Origin of the sequence: Ramlibacter ginsenosidimutans (assembly GCF_016654015.1) — a bacterium.
In the GTDB taxonomy this organism is placed as follows: Bacteria; Pseudomonadota; Gammaproteobacteria; order Burkholderiales; family Burkholderiaceae_C; genus Ramlibacter; species Ramlibacter ginsenosidimutans.
Window position 1 is genome coordinate 358,062 of record NZ_JAEPWM010000005.1, and the last position, 16,482, is coordinate 374,543.

A 16,482-nucleotide genomic window follows, 5' to 3' on the forward strand; every position below is an offset into this window, starting at 1 on the left:
CGATGACCATCAAGCGACTCCTGCAGGTGCTCGCCACCATCGCGCTGCCGGCGTGCGTGCACCTGGCTGCCTTCGCCGAGGACACGGACCTGTTTGCCTCGCCCAACACCGCTGCCGCGGCCAACATCCTCGTGGTGTTCGACAACGGCGCGAGCTTCGATGCCAATTCGTCGCAGAGCTGCAGCATCGATTCGCTCGGCACCGTGAAAGTGGACGGCACGGGCACCAGCAACACGGCCCTCAGTGGTTCGGCCGGCGGCGTGGAGCAGTGCGCGCTCTATGCGGCCCTGGCAGCCTTGCCCGCCAACGACACGCCCCTCTTCAACGTGGGCTTCATGATGTTCAACGCCACGGGCCTGCAGAAGTTCGACCCGACGAACACGACGGGCAACCCCTTCTCCGCGTGCCCGAGCAGCGGCGTCGGCGGCTGCAACATCGTGCCCGTGGTGGGCTACACGCCCACCGTCAAGACGAACCTGCTCAACTGGGTGAAGAACTGGAAGAGCAGCGGCAACAGCGGCTACAACATCAAGAGCAACTCGCTCGCGAGCGGCGCCATCATGCAGGAGGCCTGGGCGCTGTACCAGGGCAAGCAGGGCATTTCCGGCACCACCTATGCCGCCCCCTCGACGGGGTGCGGCAAGAACTACGTCATCTACGTCGGGGACGCCTACCGCAACAACACGAGCCCGAACGACCAGACGGGCAGCAAGGGGCCGAGACAGTACCTGTACAGCGGCTCCGACACGGCGACCGGCATGTACGCCAACCCGAAGCCCACCACCGCGCAGCTGACCTCGTTCACGGACACGGTCAGCGCGAAGTACGGGCTCGGTACCAGCCAGATCGTCTGCACGTCCGGCAACAGCTCCAGCTACACCTTCCCCGGCGACAACGAGAACTCGGGCAGCTGGGGCCTGAACTGGTCGGAGTACATGTGGGGCCAGGCCGGCATCAAGACCACCAGCATCGGCCTGCTCGGCGCGTCCTGCCTGCCCAGTTATTCCGCCTGGCTGCAACGGCTCGCCGAGGTGGGTGGCGGGGACTTCTACGCCACCAGCGACTACGCCACGCTGGTGAACGCGTTCAAGGCTTCGTTCGGCAACATCATCTCCGTCAACAGCGTGTTCGCTTCCGTGTCCCTGCCGGTGAGCGTCAACACGCAGGGCTCCTACCTGAACCAGATCTTCGTGGGCATGTTCCGGCCCGACTCCGGCTTCCTGCCGCGGTGGCTGGGCAACCTGAAGCAGTACCAGCTGGGGTTCACGAGCAACGGCAACCTGCAGACCAACGATGCGGACGGCAACGCAGCCATCAACAACAACACGGGCTTCATCACCTCGTGCGCGCGCAGCTTCTGGACGCCGAACACCACCACCAACCAGCAGTACTGGGCGCTGTCGCCCAGCGGCGGCTGCCTGACGGTCACGAATTCGGCGGCCTCGGATTACCCCGACGGCAACATCGTGGAGAAGGGGGCGCAAGCCTACGGCTTGCGCCAGGTGACGCCGTCGGCGCGCGTGGTGAAGACCTGCGGCAGCACGCTCGCGAGCTGCACCGGCTGGAGCGACTACAAGTCGTCCAGCCCGCCCAGCGCCAGCCTGTTCGGCACCGGACTCACCAGCACCGACGCGGCCACGCTGGTGGACTGGTCGCGCGGCCTGAACACGCAGAACGAGCTGCTCAAGGGCGCCACGGTCATGCGGCCTTCGGTGCACGGTGACGTGATGCACTCCCGGCCGGTGGCGCTCAACTACGGCACCGACACGGCGCCGCAGGTGGTCGTGTACTACGGCGCCAACGACGGCATGCTGCACGCCGTCAACGGCAACCAGACGGGCTCGCTGACCTCGAATGGAACCACCTATGCCGCCGGTGCGGAGCTGTGGACCTTCATGCCGCCGGAGTTCTACGGCCAGATCAAGCGCCTGTACGACAACACGACGCCCGTGTACTACAAGGGCGCGGCCGACACCAGCGCGCTGCCCAAGCCCTATGGCATGGATGGCCCGGTCACCGCATTCCGCGGCACGATCAACGGCTCGGCCAAGACCTACCTGTACGCCACGATGCGCCGCGGCGGCCGCGCGGTCTATGCCTTCGACGTGACCACGCCCGGCAATCCTTCCTTCCTCTGGAAGATCGGCTGTTCCAGCGTGGACCTCACCTCCACGGACTGCGGCAGCACCAGCGGCACCAGCAACTACATCAACATCGGCCAGACCTGGAGCAGCCCGAAGGTGATCCAGGCCAGTGGCTACAGCAATCCGCTGCTGATCATGGGCGGTGGCTACGACACCTGCGAGGACAACGACACCGGCACCGGCGGCGCCAACAACAGCTGCACCGGCTCGCCCAAGGGCAGCCGCGTGTACGTGATCGACGGCACGGACGGTCACATCGTCGCGCAGTTCCCGACCGTGGCTCCGTTCACCGGCGGCGCTCCGCGCAGCGTCATCGGCGATGCGACCGTGGTGAATGCCAACGGCGTGGCCAAGTACGCGTACATCGCCGACATGGGCGGCGTGGTGTACCGGCTGGACTTCACGGCGACAACGGTCGCTGGCTGGACGATGACCCCGATCGCGAAGGTGGGCTGCGATTCGCTCACCGCCTGCACGGCGAACCGCAAGTTCATGTTCCAGCCTAGCGTCGTGAGCACGGACGGCACGACCTTCGACATCCTGCTGGGCACGGGCGACCGCGAGAAGCCGACCCGGCAGTACGGCGCGTCCAACGGCGTGCAGAACTACTTCTTCATGCTGCAGGACCAGCCGGGCAGCACCACCTTCCTGCAGGACCAGTGCGGCAGCGGCAACAACTTCCTGTGCCTGAACTCGCTGCAGGCCATCACCGCGGGCACGACGCCCAGCGCCTCGGCGCTGGCGGCCAAGAAGGGCTGGTATCTCGCGCTCGCCTCCACCGAGCAGGTGGTGACCTCCGCCATCACGCAGTTCGGCATCACCACGTTCAGCACGCACCAGCCCGCGGTGGCCACGAATTCCTGCGGCAACAACCTGGGCAAGAGCCTGGTCTACAACCTCAGCTACGCCAACGCAGGCGCCGTCAACGGCAGCAGCAACATCTACGCCGAGATCGCGGGCGACGGCCTGCCGCCCTCGCCGGTGGCGGGCTCGGTGTTGATCAACGGCAACCCGGTGTCCTTCTGCATCGGCTGCTCGGCGGACTCGCCGCTGCAGGGCCGCAAGGCGCAGCAGAACGGCAGCGTGTCGCGCGCCAAGAACCGCCTGTACTGGTACGTGGAGAAGAAATGATGCGTACCAGGCTTCGTCCGCAAGGGGGCTTCACGCTCATCGAGCTGCTGGTCACGCTGGTCGTGCTCGGCATCCTCACGCGGCTGGCGGTGCCTTCGTTCGCACAGGCCATGCTGACCAGCCGGCTCGCGTCGTACTCCAACAGCTTCATCGGCAGCGCGCAGTACGCCCGCAGCGAGGCGCTCAAGCGCAACGTCGCGCTCACCATGTGCGCCTCTTCCGACGGCGCGACCTGCACGTCCGGCGCGACCTGGGCGCAGGGCTGGATCATCACCTGCCCCGCGAACGCGTCGACCGACACGATGTGCAACGCCGGAGGGGGCGCGACGCTCGTGCTGCGCAAGCAGCCGGCGCTCTCCTCCGATTACCACTTTGCCGGCGGGACCGGCAGCTACAGCATCAACTTCCCGGCCAGCGGCATCGGCGCCACGCAGGTGAGCCTGACCTTGTGCCGCTGGGCCCCCGCCGGCAACCAGGAGCGCCAGGTCGCCGTCACGGCAACGGGGCGGCCCGCCGTGGCCGTCACGCACAACGGCACCTGCGCCTGAGGCGGGACGATCATCCCCGCTGGCGACGCGGACGGCCCCGTGACCGGACTCGTAGGCTGGCGGTGAGCAACGCGAACCCCAGCGATCCAGCGTGGCGCAGCAAGCTGGGGTTCGCCTGCGGCTCACCGCCAGCCTACGCATCCGCCCCGCTTCACGCAGCGCTTGCGCGCGGCGTCCAGTCCGCGAAGTGGATCGCCGCCGCGAGCGTGAGGCCCATCGCCGACAGGCTGAACGCGATCACGCCGAACAGCGTCTCGGGTGGCGCGGCGGCGACGTGCACGGCCGCATAGCCGCCGAGCGCGACGATCAGCAGGCGCACCGTGCTGGCCAGCAGCGGCCAGGCGAGCCGGCTCGCACCCTGCGATGCGAAGAAGAGAGCCAGCCCCAGTCCGAAGAAGCCATAGCAGCCACCGACGATGCGCAGGTAGCTGCTGCCGACGGCGCGCACCACCGGATCCGCCGTGAAGAGCGTCATCCAGGCCTGCGGCCACAGCGCAGCCCACAGGCCGATGAGCCCGGTCACGGCCCAGACCATCGCGGCGCCGGTCCAGGCAACGCGCTTGGCCCGGGCGGGCTGGCGCGCACCGAGGTTGGTGGCCACCATGGCCGTGAGCGCACCGCCGAAACCGAAGGCGATCGGCACCAGGATGTATTCCAGGCGCGCCGCGATCCCGTAGGCGGCGACGGCGAGACTGCCGAAGCCCGCGATATAGGCGGTCGCCAGCGCGATGGAGCCGTTGCTCAGGATCGGACTCAGCGCCGAGGGCAGCGCGAGTTGCAGCACCCGCCGGAACGTGGCCCGCTGCCACTGCCAGCCCGGACCGAGCACGCGAACGGGCTGCCCGCGGCGCGAGAGCCAGGCGAGCAGCGCGAGCGCCGACAGCGCATTGCAGGTCACCGTGCTCGTCGCTGCGCCGGCCACGCCCAGCGGCGGTACGGGGCCTGCGCCGAACACCAGCAGCGGGCACAGCGTCAGGTGCATCGCCGTCGTCGCAATGAGGGCCAGGGCCGCGGCGCCCATCTGGCCGGTACCGCGTGCCACGCCGGCGAGGACGTTCACCGACCAGATCGCCGCGGCGCCGGAGAAGAGCACCCCCGCGTAGCCGGCGGCCTGCGCCAGCACCCCTGCGCGCGCGGCGAGCAGCACGTAGGGCGCGGGCGTGGAGAAGAGGAGCGTGAACAGCAGCGAGGCCGCCAGGCCCAGCACCAGCGCATGGCGTGCGAGCCGCGTCGCCTCGTGCGTGTCGCCGGCGCCGAGAGCGCGCGCCACCACCGCGGTGGTGCTGCCGCCCAGGCCACCGGCGGACATCTGCAGCATCAGCATCGCCAGGGGCAGCACGACGGCGACGCCCGCGAGCGCTTCGGCCCCGAGCCGGCCGACGATGTAGCCGTCGAAGCCGATCACCACGGTGTTGGCGAACAGGCCCAGCACGTTGGGCGTGGCGAGCCGCAGCAGCGTGGGCAGCACCGGACCGCGCAGCATGCGCTGCGTGGCGTCCGAAGCCGGCGAAGCGGCCGCGCTGCTCACTGCGCTGGCCTCCGCGCTGCGCGTGGTGCGCGGCGCGATGCGCGTCGGGGCGGCGGCGGTGCTCATGCCGCCGCCAGGTAGGCCGCCGCCGCGCTGGCGAGCGATGCCTTCACCTGCCGTGTCAGTTCGTCGGCCAGCACCTCGGGCAGGCCGGCCTCGAGCCCGTCGAAGGCGGCGCGCACGATCGCATCGGGCGTGGACTTCACGCCCTCGATGCCGCGCGTGAGGTCGGTGTCGACGAAGCCCATGTGCAGTGCGGTGACCTGCGTGCCTTGCGCGCGCAATTCGTGCCGCAGCCCGTTCGTGAGCGCCCAGGCCGCGGACTTGGTCGCGCCATAGCTCCCCAGCAGCGGCCGGTTGATCCAGCTGGCGATCGACAGCACGTTGAGCATGGCTCCGCCGCCGTTCGCGGCCAGCACCGGCGCGAAGGCCTGCGCCATGCGCAGCACGCCGAAGAAGTTGGTCTCCAGCTGGCGCCGCGTGGACTCCAGGGTGGCGTCCTGCAGGAAGCCGCCGGTGGTGGCGATGCCCGCGTTGTTCACGAGCACCGTGACGTCACGGCACTCGCGCGCAACGCGCTCGACCTGCGAGGCATCGGTCACGTCCAGCGCCAGCGGCTGCACGCCGCGCAGGGTGACGCTCGCGGGGTCGCGGGCGGCGGCGTAGACGCGCCGGGCGCCGCGCGCGAGCGCTTCCCGGGCGAAGGCCAGGCCGATGCCGCGATTGGCACCGGTGATCAGGACGACGGCGTTGGCGAGTTGCATGGAAGCTCCTGGTGAATATGATGGCCGTCATATTTCGGCCCGGTGGAACAAGGCGCGCGAAGCGCGCGCCATCTCAGGTTGCGGGGCTGCCCCCGGGTTCGAATTGCTCGAGCAGGAAGCGGCGCGAAGCCGCCAGGTGACGCCGGCCGCGGGCGTTGTCGCCCAGCGTCCGAGCCAGTTGCAAGGCGCCGGCGAGCTGGCTCGCGATCACCGCGGCGGCCTCTGGCTCCGCCCCGGCGGGCAGGCACGCCTGCACGCTGGCGACGAGGGACTGCACGCGCTCGGCCGCGGCCTCGCGGACGGCGTCCGACTGGCGCGGCATCTCCGAAGCGAGCGCCGCCACGGGGCAGCCCGCTTCCGGCGCTTTCAGGTGGCGGTCCGAGAGGTAGTTCTCCACGAGGGAGCGGAAGCGGCTGAAGCCGCGCGCCTCGCCCAGCGCAATCGACTTCTGCAGCCGCAACTGGCTGTCCTGGCCGGCGCGCTGCAGGGCTTCCACCAGCAGCGCATCCCGCGAAGGAAAGTGCGCATAGAAGCCGCCGTGGGTGAGGCCGACCTTCTTCATGATGTCGGCGACGCCCACGTTGTAGAAGCCGGAGTCGCGCAGCGCGCGGGCGGCCGCATCGAGGATGCGGTCGTGCGTCTGCTGCTTGCGGCTCGCGGGGGCGGTGTCCATGCCTCGCACTGTAGCCGAAAATATGATGGCCATCATATGGCCATGGGTTTGGGGCGCCTGCGCGGCAGGCGCCCCGAGGCTCAGCGGGTGCCGTGCACTTCGATCTCGACCCGGCGATCGGGTTGCAGGCAGGAGATGAGCGCAGCCGTCGGTGCGGTGCCGCGGCAATCGCCCGCCTTCGTGACCGGCGCCGTTTCACCCGCGCCGCTGGCCGTCACCTTGTCGCGCGCGATCCCGCCGGAGCTCACCAGGTAAGCGGTCACGGCGCGCGCACGCCGGGTGGACAAGGCCTCGTTGTAGGCGGCGCTGCCCAGGCGATCCGTGTAGCCGGTGACCCGGATCGCGTCGTACTGCACGCCGCGCAGGTCGGCCGCCAGCTGGTCGAGGGCCGTCTTGCCGCGCGCATTCACGACGGAACTGTCGAACCCGAACAGCGAATCGGCGGCCAGGTTCACGCGTTTCACCACCACGGGCTGCGCTGCCGGCATGGGTGCGGGGGCGGGGGCGGGCTGCACCACCACGGGCGCGGGTGCGACGTAGGGCTGCGGTGTGGGCTCAGACGCAAGCGCCACGGGGCGCGCTGCGGCCGCCGGCGCGCCGAAGCGGTAGACCAGCCCGACGGACACCATGTCGACGTCGCCGTGGTTGCCCACCGAGTCCTTGATGCGATAGCGCTCGGCTTCCAGCCGCATCGACAGGGCATCGGTGAAGGCGTAGGCCACGCCCGCGCCCCACTTCGCGTCGGTGAACCGTTCGCTCGTGTGCGTGCTGGCATACGGCACCCGGGCCGCACCGGTTGCGCTGAAAGCGCCTTCGGTCCGACCGGATATCACGCCGACGCGGCCGAGCACGGAGAAGCGGTCCGTGATCGGGTACGAGCCGACCAGGTCGAGGTCCAGGCCCTTCACCGTGATGTCGCCCGTGAGGCTGCCCGCCGGCGTGGTGTGCGCCGTGTAGCCGAACTTGCCGAGATCGAAGAAGCCGGCCTCGACGCCGAAGTAGCGGTTCAACTGGTAGCCGCCGAACAGCTTGAAGGCGGCGTGGCGCTCGCGGTCATCGATGCTGCTGGTCGCAAGGCCCTGGCCGGCCAGGCCGTTCTGGATGCGCTGGTCGTCGATGGTGGCGCGGGCGCCGCCGACGGATCCGCCCGCGTACCAGCCCGTGGCCTGCGCCATGGCTGCCGGCGCGGCGAGCGCGGTGAAGACCGCGATGCCGAGCAGGGTCGGCTTGGTGGTGAGTTTCATGTTCATCCTTGTTGTTGGTCCGGGGCTCAGGGCAGGTTGATCACGGTGTTGACCATCGTCACCGAGGCGTTCAGCGACAGCACGCGGCCGTCGATGGTGACCAGCGCGACGTTGCCGGGCGTCGAAATCGCGGCGCCGGACTGCGTGATGACGGTTCCCTTGAAGGTGCCGCCGCCGCCCGCGTTGATGGTGGCCGCGCTGCCGACTTGCCAATAGACGTTCTTGGCCTGGGCGCCATTGGTGAGGATCACGTTGGCGGGGAAGGCCGCGCCGGGACCGCCGACGGTGAGCGAGGTCGCCATCTGGAACACCCACACGGCATTGGCATCGCCCTGCGCGTCGAGCGTCAGGTCACCGCCCTGGATGCGGAAGGTGCCGGCCGCCGCGGTATAGACGCCGGGGGCGAGCGTGAGGCTGGCCAGGTTGCCGGCGCCCGGATCCGGACCGAGCGGCTTGGCGACCAGGGCGTTGTAGGCGATGAGCGCATCCGCGCGGGCGTTAGCGGCCGTCGTGGCGGTCAGTGACGTGCCGCCGATGCAGCCTGCAGCACTGGTCCCCACGGGCGGCGGCGGCGCGGTGTACACGCGGTTCGTGCCCGGCAAGGTGCCGATGTTGAGCCCGGTTTCGGTGTAGTCGCACTTGTTCACGCCGGCGACACCGTCATGGAAACCCGTGACCGTGGTGGCGACGGCGGTGGTGCCGAGGTCCGCGTTCACGACGGTGTTGATGCCCTGGTTGGTCACGCCGGCGGAGCCGCCGAAGACGCCGAAGGTGGTGGCCGCGCCGAGCGGGACGGCCACGCCACCGACCAGGGGCACCTTGGGCGCGACCACGGGAGCCCCCGCGGCGGGTGAGCCGGCCTGCGCGCCGTCGAAGCCGAGAACGCGGTCCTGCCCGCCGCCGCAAGCGGCGAGCGTGGCAAGGAGCGCGACTGCGGCCCAGGGGCGCAGCGAAAGGGGGAGGAGCGTCATGGAAGGAAGCCTTTTCAAGATGGAGGTCGGGATCAGATGCGCGGCTCGCCGTTGGCGTTCACCGTGACCGTGCGGCCGGGAGCCGAGGACATCTGCATGCGGTGCTGCTGGCCCCGGAAGTCGTAGGTCACGTCCCAGTACGCGGGGACTGCCTGCACGGGGTTGGAATCGCAGTGGCGCACCTCCTGCGCGACGGCCTGCGGGGCAGGGGCATCGGCGCGGCCGTATTGCGAGCCGAGCGCAGCGCCACCCAGGGCACCGCCGACGGTGGCGATCTGCTTGCCCGTGCCGCCGCCGACCTGGTGGCCCAGGATGCCGCCGATCAGCGCCCCGACTGCGGCGCCGGGGAGATTCAGGTTGTCCGTCCGCCCTGCCGGCGCCGGTTGCGGCACCTGCGAGCTTTCCATCCAGCAGCGCTGCCCGGGCGTGCCCAGCACGGCGTGCGACGAGGTCACGTCGGCGTCGTACAGGCGTTCGTTGCGGCGGCGATGAAAGTCCTGCGCCACCTGCGGCAGCGGTGCGTAGTCGGACTCTGCCACGTGCTCGCGGGCGGCGAGCGGCCGCAGCGAGGACACGCGTTCCTGCAGGCCCATGGCCTGCGGGTCGGCGTAACGGCCGGGACGCAGCACCATGCAGTTGCCGGACAGGCGCGTGTCGTCGCAGGCTTGCCAGCGCGCGGAGCCCGAGACCACGATCGAGGAGGCGCGTTCGCGGTAACCCGAACGTTCCAGGTTCGTCGTGCGCGCCGTCGCCGTGGCCGAGCGCCCCTGGAAATGCTCGCCTTCGTAATAGGTGACCTGGGCCGCGGCGTGGACGCCGAACGCGAGGAGGGTGGTGCCCAGAAGGGCGTGAATGGTGGATGTCATGGGACCTCTTTCAGGTCCGCACAGTAAGGGAGCGGCAGAGCTTCGTCTGTCCGCTGGCGTACCGGCGAATACACTCCAGTCATGCAACGCAGTACGCCTTCGGGCAAGGCGCCAGAGCCGCGCGACAACTTTCTCCTCGCCGCGCTCGCGGATGCACAGCGCGACCGCTGGGTCCCCGGCCTCGAACTGGTGGACCTGCCGCTGGCCAAGGTGCTGATCGCCCCCGGCGGCAATACCACCCACGTGTACTTCCCCACGACCGCGATCGTGTCCCTCCTCTACGTGATGGAGAACGGCGCGTCGGCGGAGATCGCGGTGGTCGGCAACGAAGGCCTGGTGGGCATTTCGCTGTTCATGGGCGGCCAGTCCACCTCCAGTTCGGCGGTGGTGCAGGCGGCGGGCCAGGCCTGGCGGCTGCGGGCGGACCTGCTGATGGAGGAATTCAACCGCGGCGGGCCGGTGCTGCACCTGCTGCTTCGCTACACGCAGGCGCTCATCACGCAGATGGCGCAGACCTCGGTGTGCAACCGGCACCACGCGCTGGACCAGCAGTTCTGCCGCTGGCTGCTGCTCACGCTCGACCGGCTGCGGGCCAGCGACATCGTCATGACCCAGGAACTGCTGTCCAACATCCTGGGAGTGCGCCGCGCCAGCGTCACCGAGGTCGCCGGCAAGCTGCAGAAGGACGGACTGATCCGCTACGAGCGCGGACACATCCAGGTGCTCGACCGGCCGGGCCTGGAGCGCCGCTCGTGCGAGTGCTATGCGGTGGTCAAGAAGGAATACGACCGCCTGCTGCCGGACATCAAGGCGACCTGAGGGCGCGGCGCGCTGCCGCAGCGCGGCGCGAAACGGACTTTTTGTTCCCGCTCCGTACTCTAGCGGACAGACGAGCCAGCGTGGCGCGGGCATTCTTGCGCTGTTGACCCACAGTCATCGCGCTTCGGCCACCCCGGCCGGACGTCTACCGGAAGAACTCCATGACCCGTTTCACCACCCTGTCCGTCCTCGTCGCCGCCATCGCCCTCACCACGCTGGGCGGCTGTGCCTCCACCTGGAACCACGAAAGCACCGGCCAGTACGTCGACGACACCACGATCACCACCAAGGTGAAGAGCGCGATCCTCAACGAGCCGACGCTGAAGTCCGCCGAGATCAACGTCGAGACCTACAAGGGCCGCGTGCAGTTGAGCGGGTTCGTCTCCAGCCGCGCCAGCATCGACCGCGCCGTGCAGGTCACGCAAGCCGTGCCGGGCGTGAGCTCGGTGACCAACGACATGCGCGTCAAGTAAGCAGCGCAGCGCTCTCCGCCATGGCCATCGACCACCGTCCCCCTGCCGGCGAGCGCCACGGCTGGAGCAACTTCAGCCGCGCCGTGCACGCGGTGCCGCCCTCCGTCCTGCAGGGCTTGATGGCGGCGGCGCTGTTGTGTGTCCTGCTGCCGGTCATCGCGAAGGCGCTGCACCCGGCGTCGTGGTTCGCGGCCCCGCAGCGCGTCGCAGCACCGCTGGCCGAGGCGGCGGACCTGCCGCGCTCGCACTGCGAGCGCTGTGGCGTGGTCATGGGCATCCGCGCCCTGGACCTCGTCGCCGGCGCACCTGCCTCGTACGAATTCACGGTCCGCCTGCACGACGGCTCCCTGCGGACCAGCACCACGGCAGGCAAGGCCTCCTGGCGCGTCGGCGACAACATCCTCCTCGTCGGCGGCCCCGCCGGCCTTTGAACCAGGGAAGCACCATGCTCTACACCCTCGCCATCGTCCTCGTCCTGCTGTGGGCGCTCGGCCTCGTCACCTCCGTCACCGCGGGCGGCCTGATCCACGTGCTGCTCGTGGTCGCCATCGTCGTCGTGCTGCTGCGAGTGATCAGCGGCCGGCGCGCGCTCTGACCGGAAGCGCCTTCGCCTGATCCGCCCGCCGCGTCGCACGTTGATGCGGCGGCGGGCACCGCCACCGCCGTCGCCAGCCATTTCCTTCATCGGCCGAAAGACAGAAGACGGAAGCTCGCCGCCGTCGTTCAATGGGTGTCCCGGCGGCTCGCGGGCAGCGGCGGTCGCGGGGCGGGCACCGGTGGCGCGACTGCGGACACCTCGGCCCGATCCGGTGCAACGCGCTGCCGGACTCACAGGAGCGAGGCCATGACATCGACCCATCACACTGCGGACTTCACCGACACGGGCCTGCGCCGCCGCAGGGCTTCGGCGCACGGCGGCTACGGCTGGGTGCGCGACCTGCCGGACGAGCGCGACTTCTTCTACTCGGCACCCCTCACCCGCACCGGCCCGTTGCCGGAGAAGGTCGACCTGCGGCCCGGCTGCCCGGCGGTGTACGACCAGGGGCAGCTCGGGAGCTGCACGGCCAACGGCGTCGGGGCGGCGGTCGAATTCGACCAGATGAAGCAGGGCGTAAAGACCTTCGTGCCCTCGCGCCTGTTCATCTACTACAACGAGCGCGCGATCGAAGGCCACGTCAACCAGGACTCCGGCGCGCAGATCCGCGACGGCGTGAAGGTCGTGTCCACGCTGGGCGCGCCGCCGGAGACGGCGTGGCCCTATGCGATCGACAAGTTCACCCAGAAGCCGCCGCAGGCCGCGTACGCGGAGGCGAAGAAGGACCTGGTCACCCGGTACGAACGCGTCCCGCAAAGCCTCACGCAGTTCCAGGGCTGCCTGGCCGAGGGCTTCCCGTTCGTGTTCGGCTTCACCGTCTACGAGAGATTCGAGAGCGACCAGGTCGCCAAGACGGGCCTCGTCCCCATGCCCAAGCCGGGCGAGGCGATCCTCGGCGGCCACTGCGTGGTCGCGGTGGGCTACGACAACGCGAAGCGGCACATGATCATCCGCAACTCCTGGGGCGTGAAGTGGGGCCTGGCCGGCTACTGCCTGATGCCCTACGAGTACGTGATCAACCCGCAGCTCTCCTCCGACTTCTGGACACTCCGCTCGGTGAAGGAGAAGTAGCGGCAGCCTGCGCGGGTGCCGCCGTGCGTCACCCCGCGCTGGTCGCGGGCCCGGGCCTTGCCCGAATCCCCAGTGCGCTTGCCGCAGGGGGGCGCGCAGAATTCCCCTGCGTCACGGCGCGAGGAGGACCACCATGCTGCAGCGGCGGCGTTTCCTGTCCGGTGTCCCGGCGGCGGCAGTCGCTGCGGCGCTGGCGGCGCGCGTAAGCGGCGCGTGGGCGCAGCGGCCGGCGCAGCCGATCGCGCGGCCGCCCGGCCAACGCCTGCCGGGCGCGCTCGTGGCGGGCCGCTTCGATGCGAGCGGCGGCAGCGGCAGCGGCGCGTCGCCGGGCGTCTATGGGGTCGTGGCCGTCGACACGCGCGCCGACCTGCTGCAGCTGCGCGATGCCGACGGACGCACCGCCTCCGTGCACGTGAACGACCACACCTTCGACCTGGCCACGCTGAAGCCGGGCGACGAGGTGGAGGTGGACTTCGCCGTCCCGGAGCCGGGCAGCACCGTGCTGCAGGCCGGCGGGATCTGGAAAGTGCAGCGCTGACGCCGCAGAGCTGAGACAGCGACCCCGTCGTGCCGGCGGGCGGCAGCCCGGCGCGCCGCCGTGCGCGCGAGGCTGCGTTGCCGCTCACCTTTGGTGTTCGTCCGACGCGGGGCGCCCGCGTGCCGCCCCACCATCTGCCGAAGAAAGACGGGAAGCTTCTTCCCCAACCTCAGCGGCAGGAGACCCTACACAGCCATGGCAGAGCCCACGCTTCGCGACACCGTCCTGCGGATCGGCGAAGAGGCCAACGCGGCCGCCGTCGCGGTCGCGGCCTACGACTTCGAGCACCACACGGCGTGGTCGCTCAATGCCGCGCGCTGGTTCCATGCCGCGAGCACGATCAAGGTGCCGGTGCTGCTGGCCGTGTACGACGCCATCGAGCAGCACCGCTTCGAGCCGCATTCGCGCGTGCACGTGCGCAACCGCTTCCTCGGCCTGGTCGACGGCCGGCCGTTCCGCGTCGGGACCGGCAGCGAAGCGAACGCCGAGGTGCACGCGGCGGTCGGGCGCATGCTGACCGTGCACGAGCTGGCCGAGCACATGATCGTGACCAGCAGCAACCTGGCCACCAACCTGTTGCTCGATCTCGTCGGCATCGAGGCCGCGCGCGCGTCGCTGGCGCGCCTGCACCTGGGCGGCATAGACCTGCAGCGCGGCGTCGAGGACGAGGTCGCGTGGGAAGCGGGCATCAACAACCGGGTGACGGCCGCGGGGCTCTGCGACGCGTTGAGGCTGATCGAGGAGGGCAAGGCGATCTCGGCCGAGGCTTCCCAGGCGATGCTGGACATCCTGCACCAGCAGCGCTTTCGCAGCGGCATCCCGGCCGGGCTGCCGGAGGATGCGCGCGTCGCCCACAAGACCGGCGAGATCTCCACGGTCGCGCATGACGCGGGCATCGTCTATCTCAACGGGCGCGATGCGTACGTCGTCGTCATCCTCACCGAGTGGGCGCCGGAGGTGAACGGGCGGCAGGAGACGATCGCGCGCATCTCGCGCGCGGTGTACGAGTACATGACGGGGCAGCAGCAATGAGTGCGCTGCCGCTGCCCGTCGTCTTCGCCGACGACCTGCCCGACGACGTGCGGCAGGTGCTGCGGCCCGGCGAACCGCTGCGTGACCGCGAGGGCATCGCGCATGTCCTGCCCGCGTCCTTCCTGCGCGTGGACTCGTGGAAGCAGGCGATGGAAACGCCGCTCACTGCGCACTTCTGCCTGTCGGAGCTGATGGCCGTGGACGTGCGCGAGGCCGCGCGCATGCGCTCGTTCCCGCGCTACGTGCCCTGCGCGATCGTGCTGCTCGCCGCCGCACTCGAGCTGTTCCGCATCGAGGTGGGCACCTATGTGCACGTGGCCGCCAACGGCGGCTACCGCTCGCCGGGACACGCGCTGAGCCGATACGCCTCGCGCCACTGCTGGGGCACGGCCGCCAACATCTACCGCATCGGCGACAGCTATCTCGACACGCGGGAAGAGATCGAGAAGTACGCCGCCATCGCGCGCCGCGTGATCCCCGGTGCGTGGGTGCGCCCCTTCGGCCCGGCAGACGGTGAGACCGACGATCACCTGCACATCGACATCGGCTACACGGTGTTCGATCCGGTGGACGCGGGCGACCGTCGCCCGGGCAGGGAAGGCAGCTGATGGCGAGCACGAAGAAGCGGGAGCATGCATCCGCGACCGAGCGTTTGCGGCTGGCCGCCATGGGGATGGAGGCGGAGTGCTCGCTGGTGCTGGACGACGAGCCGACGCGGCCGGAGGCCTTGTTCGGCAGCCCGCGCGATTTCATCCGCGGCGAGCTGATGCATCGGCAGGGCACCTCGTACCAGCTGCCCACCGGGGGCGCCGTCTACTTCGACACGGGCGTGATCGAGGTCGCGACGCCGGTGGTGGAGATCGAGCGCGGTTGCGCGGCGTGCGCGGGGCGCCTGCTGTGGGAATCGCTGCAGTTCCTGCGCGGTGAGCTCGACGCGTGGGACGCGGCGCACGCGCGCAAGACGCGGCTGGTCGGCTTCAGTGCGCACTACAACGTGTCCTTCGCGCTGCCGTCCGGCCAGCCGGCGAAGGGCCGCACGATCGAACAGCTGGCGCTGCTGCTCACGTACATCCTGCCCGCGCCGGTGATGCTGCTCGCGGCCAACCGGCGCTCCACCGGCGTGGGCGTGCGGCCGCGCGAGGACCGCATCGAGATCACGTGCGATTTCACGCCGAGTCCGTCACTGATGATCGCCACGGCGGCCCTGATCGCCGGTGTGGTGCGCGAGGTGATGACCTGGCCGACGTATGAGCTGGACGAGCTGGCGAAGCACGGTATCCCCGTGATCAGCGGCTTCCGGCCGATGCCGCACACCTCACGCAAGGGCTGGCTGGCGCGCTTCACCTGCTATCCGAAGAACCCGTTCACCTGCGACGTCGACACGGAGCCGTGGCCCACGCAGCGGCATGGCGCGCTCAGCCTGCGCGCGATCGCTGAGCAGACGGTGCGCCGGTTCTGGAGGCCGATCCGCCGCATGTGCGATCCCTTCACCTTCCGGCTGATCGCTGCCGTGCTGCGTGGGCGCAGTCCCTCGCTGCTGGACCTGGACGACCGCCCGCCGGATTACGAAGACGTCGGCACGCTGTGCGCCTGGGACGAGCGCCTGCCGCCCGCGCAGCTGGCCCGGTCGCGTTACGAGCGCGTGGTGCTGCGCGCGGTCGCCGGCCACGTGCTGCGCGTGAACGGCCGGCGCCTGCGTCCGGTCGGCATGAGGGGCTGGTCGGCCGTCGTGTTCCAGCGCGAGGACCACGGCGACGAGGTGATCGCGCTCGATGACCTCGTGGAGCGGCTCGACGACTGGGGCCGGGCGTAGCGGGCAACGGCAGTGGCTGCCTCGTAGGCTGGCGGTGAGCCGCCAGGCGAACCCCAGCTTGCTGCGCGACGCTGGATCGCTGGGGTTCGCTACGCTCACCACCAGCCTACACGCCTCGGCGCGGTTCTCCATCGCGAATCGATTCCGTCTTCGTAGATACTGTGTTCTCCGTCAAGCGGAGTGGAGTGCCGGATTGAATGGAAGTCCGGATTTCAACACTCCGTAGGCGATCGCCACCAGCTTGCGCATCAGAGCTCCGAGAACGAGCTTCT

17 protein-coding genes and 1 pseudogene are annotated in these 16,482 nt (G+C 69.9%); 11 read left to right on the forward strand and 7 right to left on the reverse strand.

What is annotated here, in order from left to right:
* Window positions 1-2: 2 nt before the first annotated feature.
* Window positions 3-3,275, forward strand: coding sequence for a pilus assembly protein (locus tag JJB11_RS14840; protein WP_201172596.1), 3,273 nt, complete (start codon window positions 3-5; stop codon window positions 3,273-3,275).
* Complete coding sequence (locus JJB11_RS14845; protein WP_201172597.1) at window positions 3,272-3,823, forward strand: GspH/FimT family pseudopilin; 552 nt, start codon at window positions 3,272-3,274, stop codon at window positions 3,821-3,823. Before JJB11_RS14840 ends, JJB11_RS14845 begins: the two co-directional genes overlap by 4 nt.
* Window positions 3,824-3,974: 151 nt before the next feature.
* Here the strand turns inward: JJB11_RS14845 and JJB11_RS14850 are convergent, their stop codons facing one another.
* The 6 genes from JJB11_RS14850 to JJB11_RS14875 form a co-directional block, all read right to left on the reverse strand.
* Window positions 3,975-5,417, reverse strand: a complete 1,443-nt coding sequence (locus tag JJB11_RS14850; protein ID WP_201172600.1) for an MATE family efflux transporter — start codon at window positions 5,415-5,417, stop codon at window positions 3,975-3,977.
* Entirely contained in the window at window positions 5,414-6,115 is a 702-nt protein-coding gene (locus JJB11_RS14855; protein WP_201172603.1) for an SDR family oxidoreductase, read from the reverse strand. Before JJB11_RS14855 ends, JJB11_RS14850 begins: the two co-directional genes overlap by 4 nt.
* A 73-nt stretch (window positions 6,116-6,188) precedes the next feature.
* A complete protein-coding gene (locus tag JJB11_RS14860; RefSeq protein ID WP_201172605.1) occupies window positions 6,189-6,788 on the reverse strand; it encodes a TetR/AcrR family transcriptional regulator in 600 nt (199 codons plus the stop codon).
* 80 nt (window positions 6,789-6,868) lie between these two features.
* Complete coding sequence (locus JJB11_RS14865; protein ID WP_201172608.1) at window positions 6,869-8,032, reverse strand: outer membrane beta-barrel protein; 1,164 nt, start codon at window positions 8,030-8,032, stop codon at window positions 6,869-6,871.
* Window positions 8,033-8,058: 26 nt separating this feature from the next.
* Window positions 8,059-9,003 (reverse strand): ice-binding family protein, encoded by a 945-nt coding sequence (locus JJB11_RS14870; protein ID WP_201172611.1) that lies wholly within the window; start codon window positions 9,001-9,003, stop codon window positions 8,059-8,061.
* Window positions 9,004-9,035: 32 nt separating this feature from the next.
* Window positions 9,036-9,869, reverse strand: coding sequence for a beta/gamma crystallin-related protein (locus JJB11_RS14875; RefSeq protein ID WP_201172617.1), 834 nt, complete (start codon window positions 9,867-9,869; stop codon window positions 9,036-9,038).
* An 81-nt stretch (window positions 9,870-9,950) separates the two neighbouring features.
* On the opposite strand from JJB11_RS14875, the gene JJB11_RS14880 reads away from it, so the two are divergent.
* The 9 genes from JJB11_RS14880 (at window position 9,951) to JJB11_RS14920 (ending at window position 16,210) form a co-directional block, all read left to right on the forward strand.
* Window positions 9,951-10,688, forward strand: coding sequence for a Crp/Fnr family transcriptional regulator (locus tag JJB11_RS14880; RefSeq protein WP_201172620.1), 738 nt, complete (start codon window positions 9,951-9,953; stop codon window positions 10,686-10,688).
* Between the two features lie 161 nt (window positions 10,689-10,849).
* Window positions 10,850-11,161, forward strand: coding sequence for a BON domain-containing protein (locus tag JJB11_RS14885; protein ID WP_201172623.1), 312 nt, complete (start codon window positions 10,850-10,852; stop codon window positions 11,159-11,161).
* Between the two features lie 20 nt (window positions 11,162-11,181).
* Window positions 11,182-11,592 carry a hypothetical protein gene (locus JJB11_RS14890; protein WP_201172627.1) on the forward strand — a complete coding sequence of 137 codons (411 nt, stop codon included), beginning with the start codon at window positions 11,182-11,184 and terminating at the stop codon, window positions 11,590-11,592.
* A gap of 14 nt (window positions 11,593-11,606) precedes the next feature.
* Window positions 11,607-11,756 (forward strand): lmo0937 family membrane protein, encoded by a 150-nt coding sequence (locus tag JJB11_RS14895; protein WP_201172636.1) that lies wholly within the window; start codon window positions 11,607-11,609, stop codon window positions 11,754-11,756.
* Between the two features lie 249 nt (window positions 11,757-12,005).
* The gene (locus JJB11_RS14900; RefSeq protein WP_201172638.1) at window positions 12,006-12,827 is read left to right on the forward strand and encodes a C1 family peptidase; all 822 of its coding nucleotides are present in this window, start codon (window positions 12,006-12,008) and stop codon (window positions 12,825-12,827) included.
* Between the two features lie 133 nt (window positions 12,828-12,960).
* Window positions 12,961-13,365 carry a hypothetical protein gene (locus tag JJB11_RS14905; protein ID WP_201172640.1) on the forward strand — a complete coding sequence of 135 codons (405 nt, stop codon included), beginning with the start codon at window positions 12,961-12,963 and terminating at the stop codon, window positions 13,363-13,365.
* Window positions 13,366-13,560: 195 nt separating this feature from the next.
* A complete protein-coding gene (locus JJB11_RS14910) occupies window positions 13,561-14,397 on the forward strand; it encodes a serine hydrolase (RefSeq protein WP_201172644.1) in 837 nt (278 codons plus the stop codon).
* Window positions 14,394-15,005: a hypothetical protein gene (locus JJB11_RS14915; protein ID WP_201172649.1), complete on the forward strand. Its 612-nt coding sequence runs from the start codon at window positions 14,394-14,396 to the stop codon at window positions 15,003-15,005. The genes JJB11_RS14910 and JJB11_RS14915 overlap by 4 nt, the downstream gene beginning before the upstream one ends.
* The gene (locus JJB11_RS14920) at window positions 15,005-16,210 is read left to right on the forward strand and encodes a hypothetical protein (RefSeq protein WP_201172652.1); all 1,206 of its coding nucleotides are present in this window, start codon (window positions 15,005-15,007) and stop codon (window positions 16,208-16,210) included. Before JJB11_RS14915 ends, JJB11_RS14920 begins: the two co-directional genes overlap by 1 nt.
* A gap of 171 nt (window positions 16,211-16,381) precedes the next feature.
* Here JJB11_RS14920 and JJB11_RS26040 read toward each other — a convergent pair.
* A pseudogene (locus JJB11_RS26040) lies at window positions 16,382-16,482 on the reverse strand (IS110 family transposase); the annotation flags it as partial.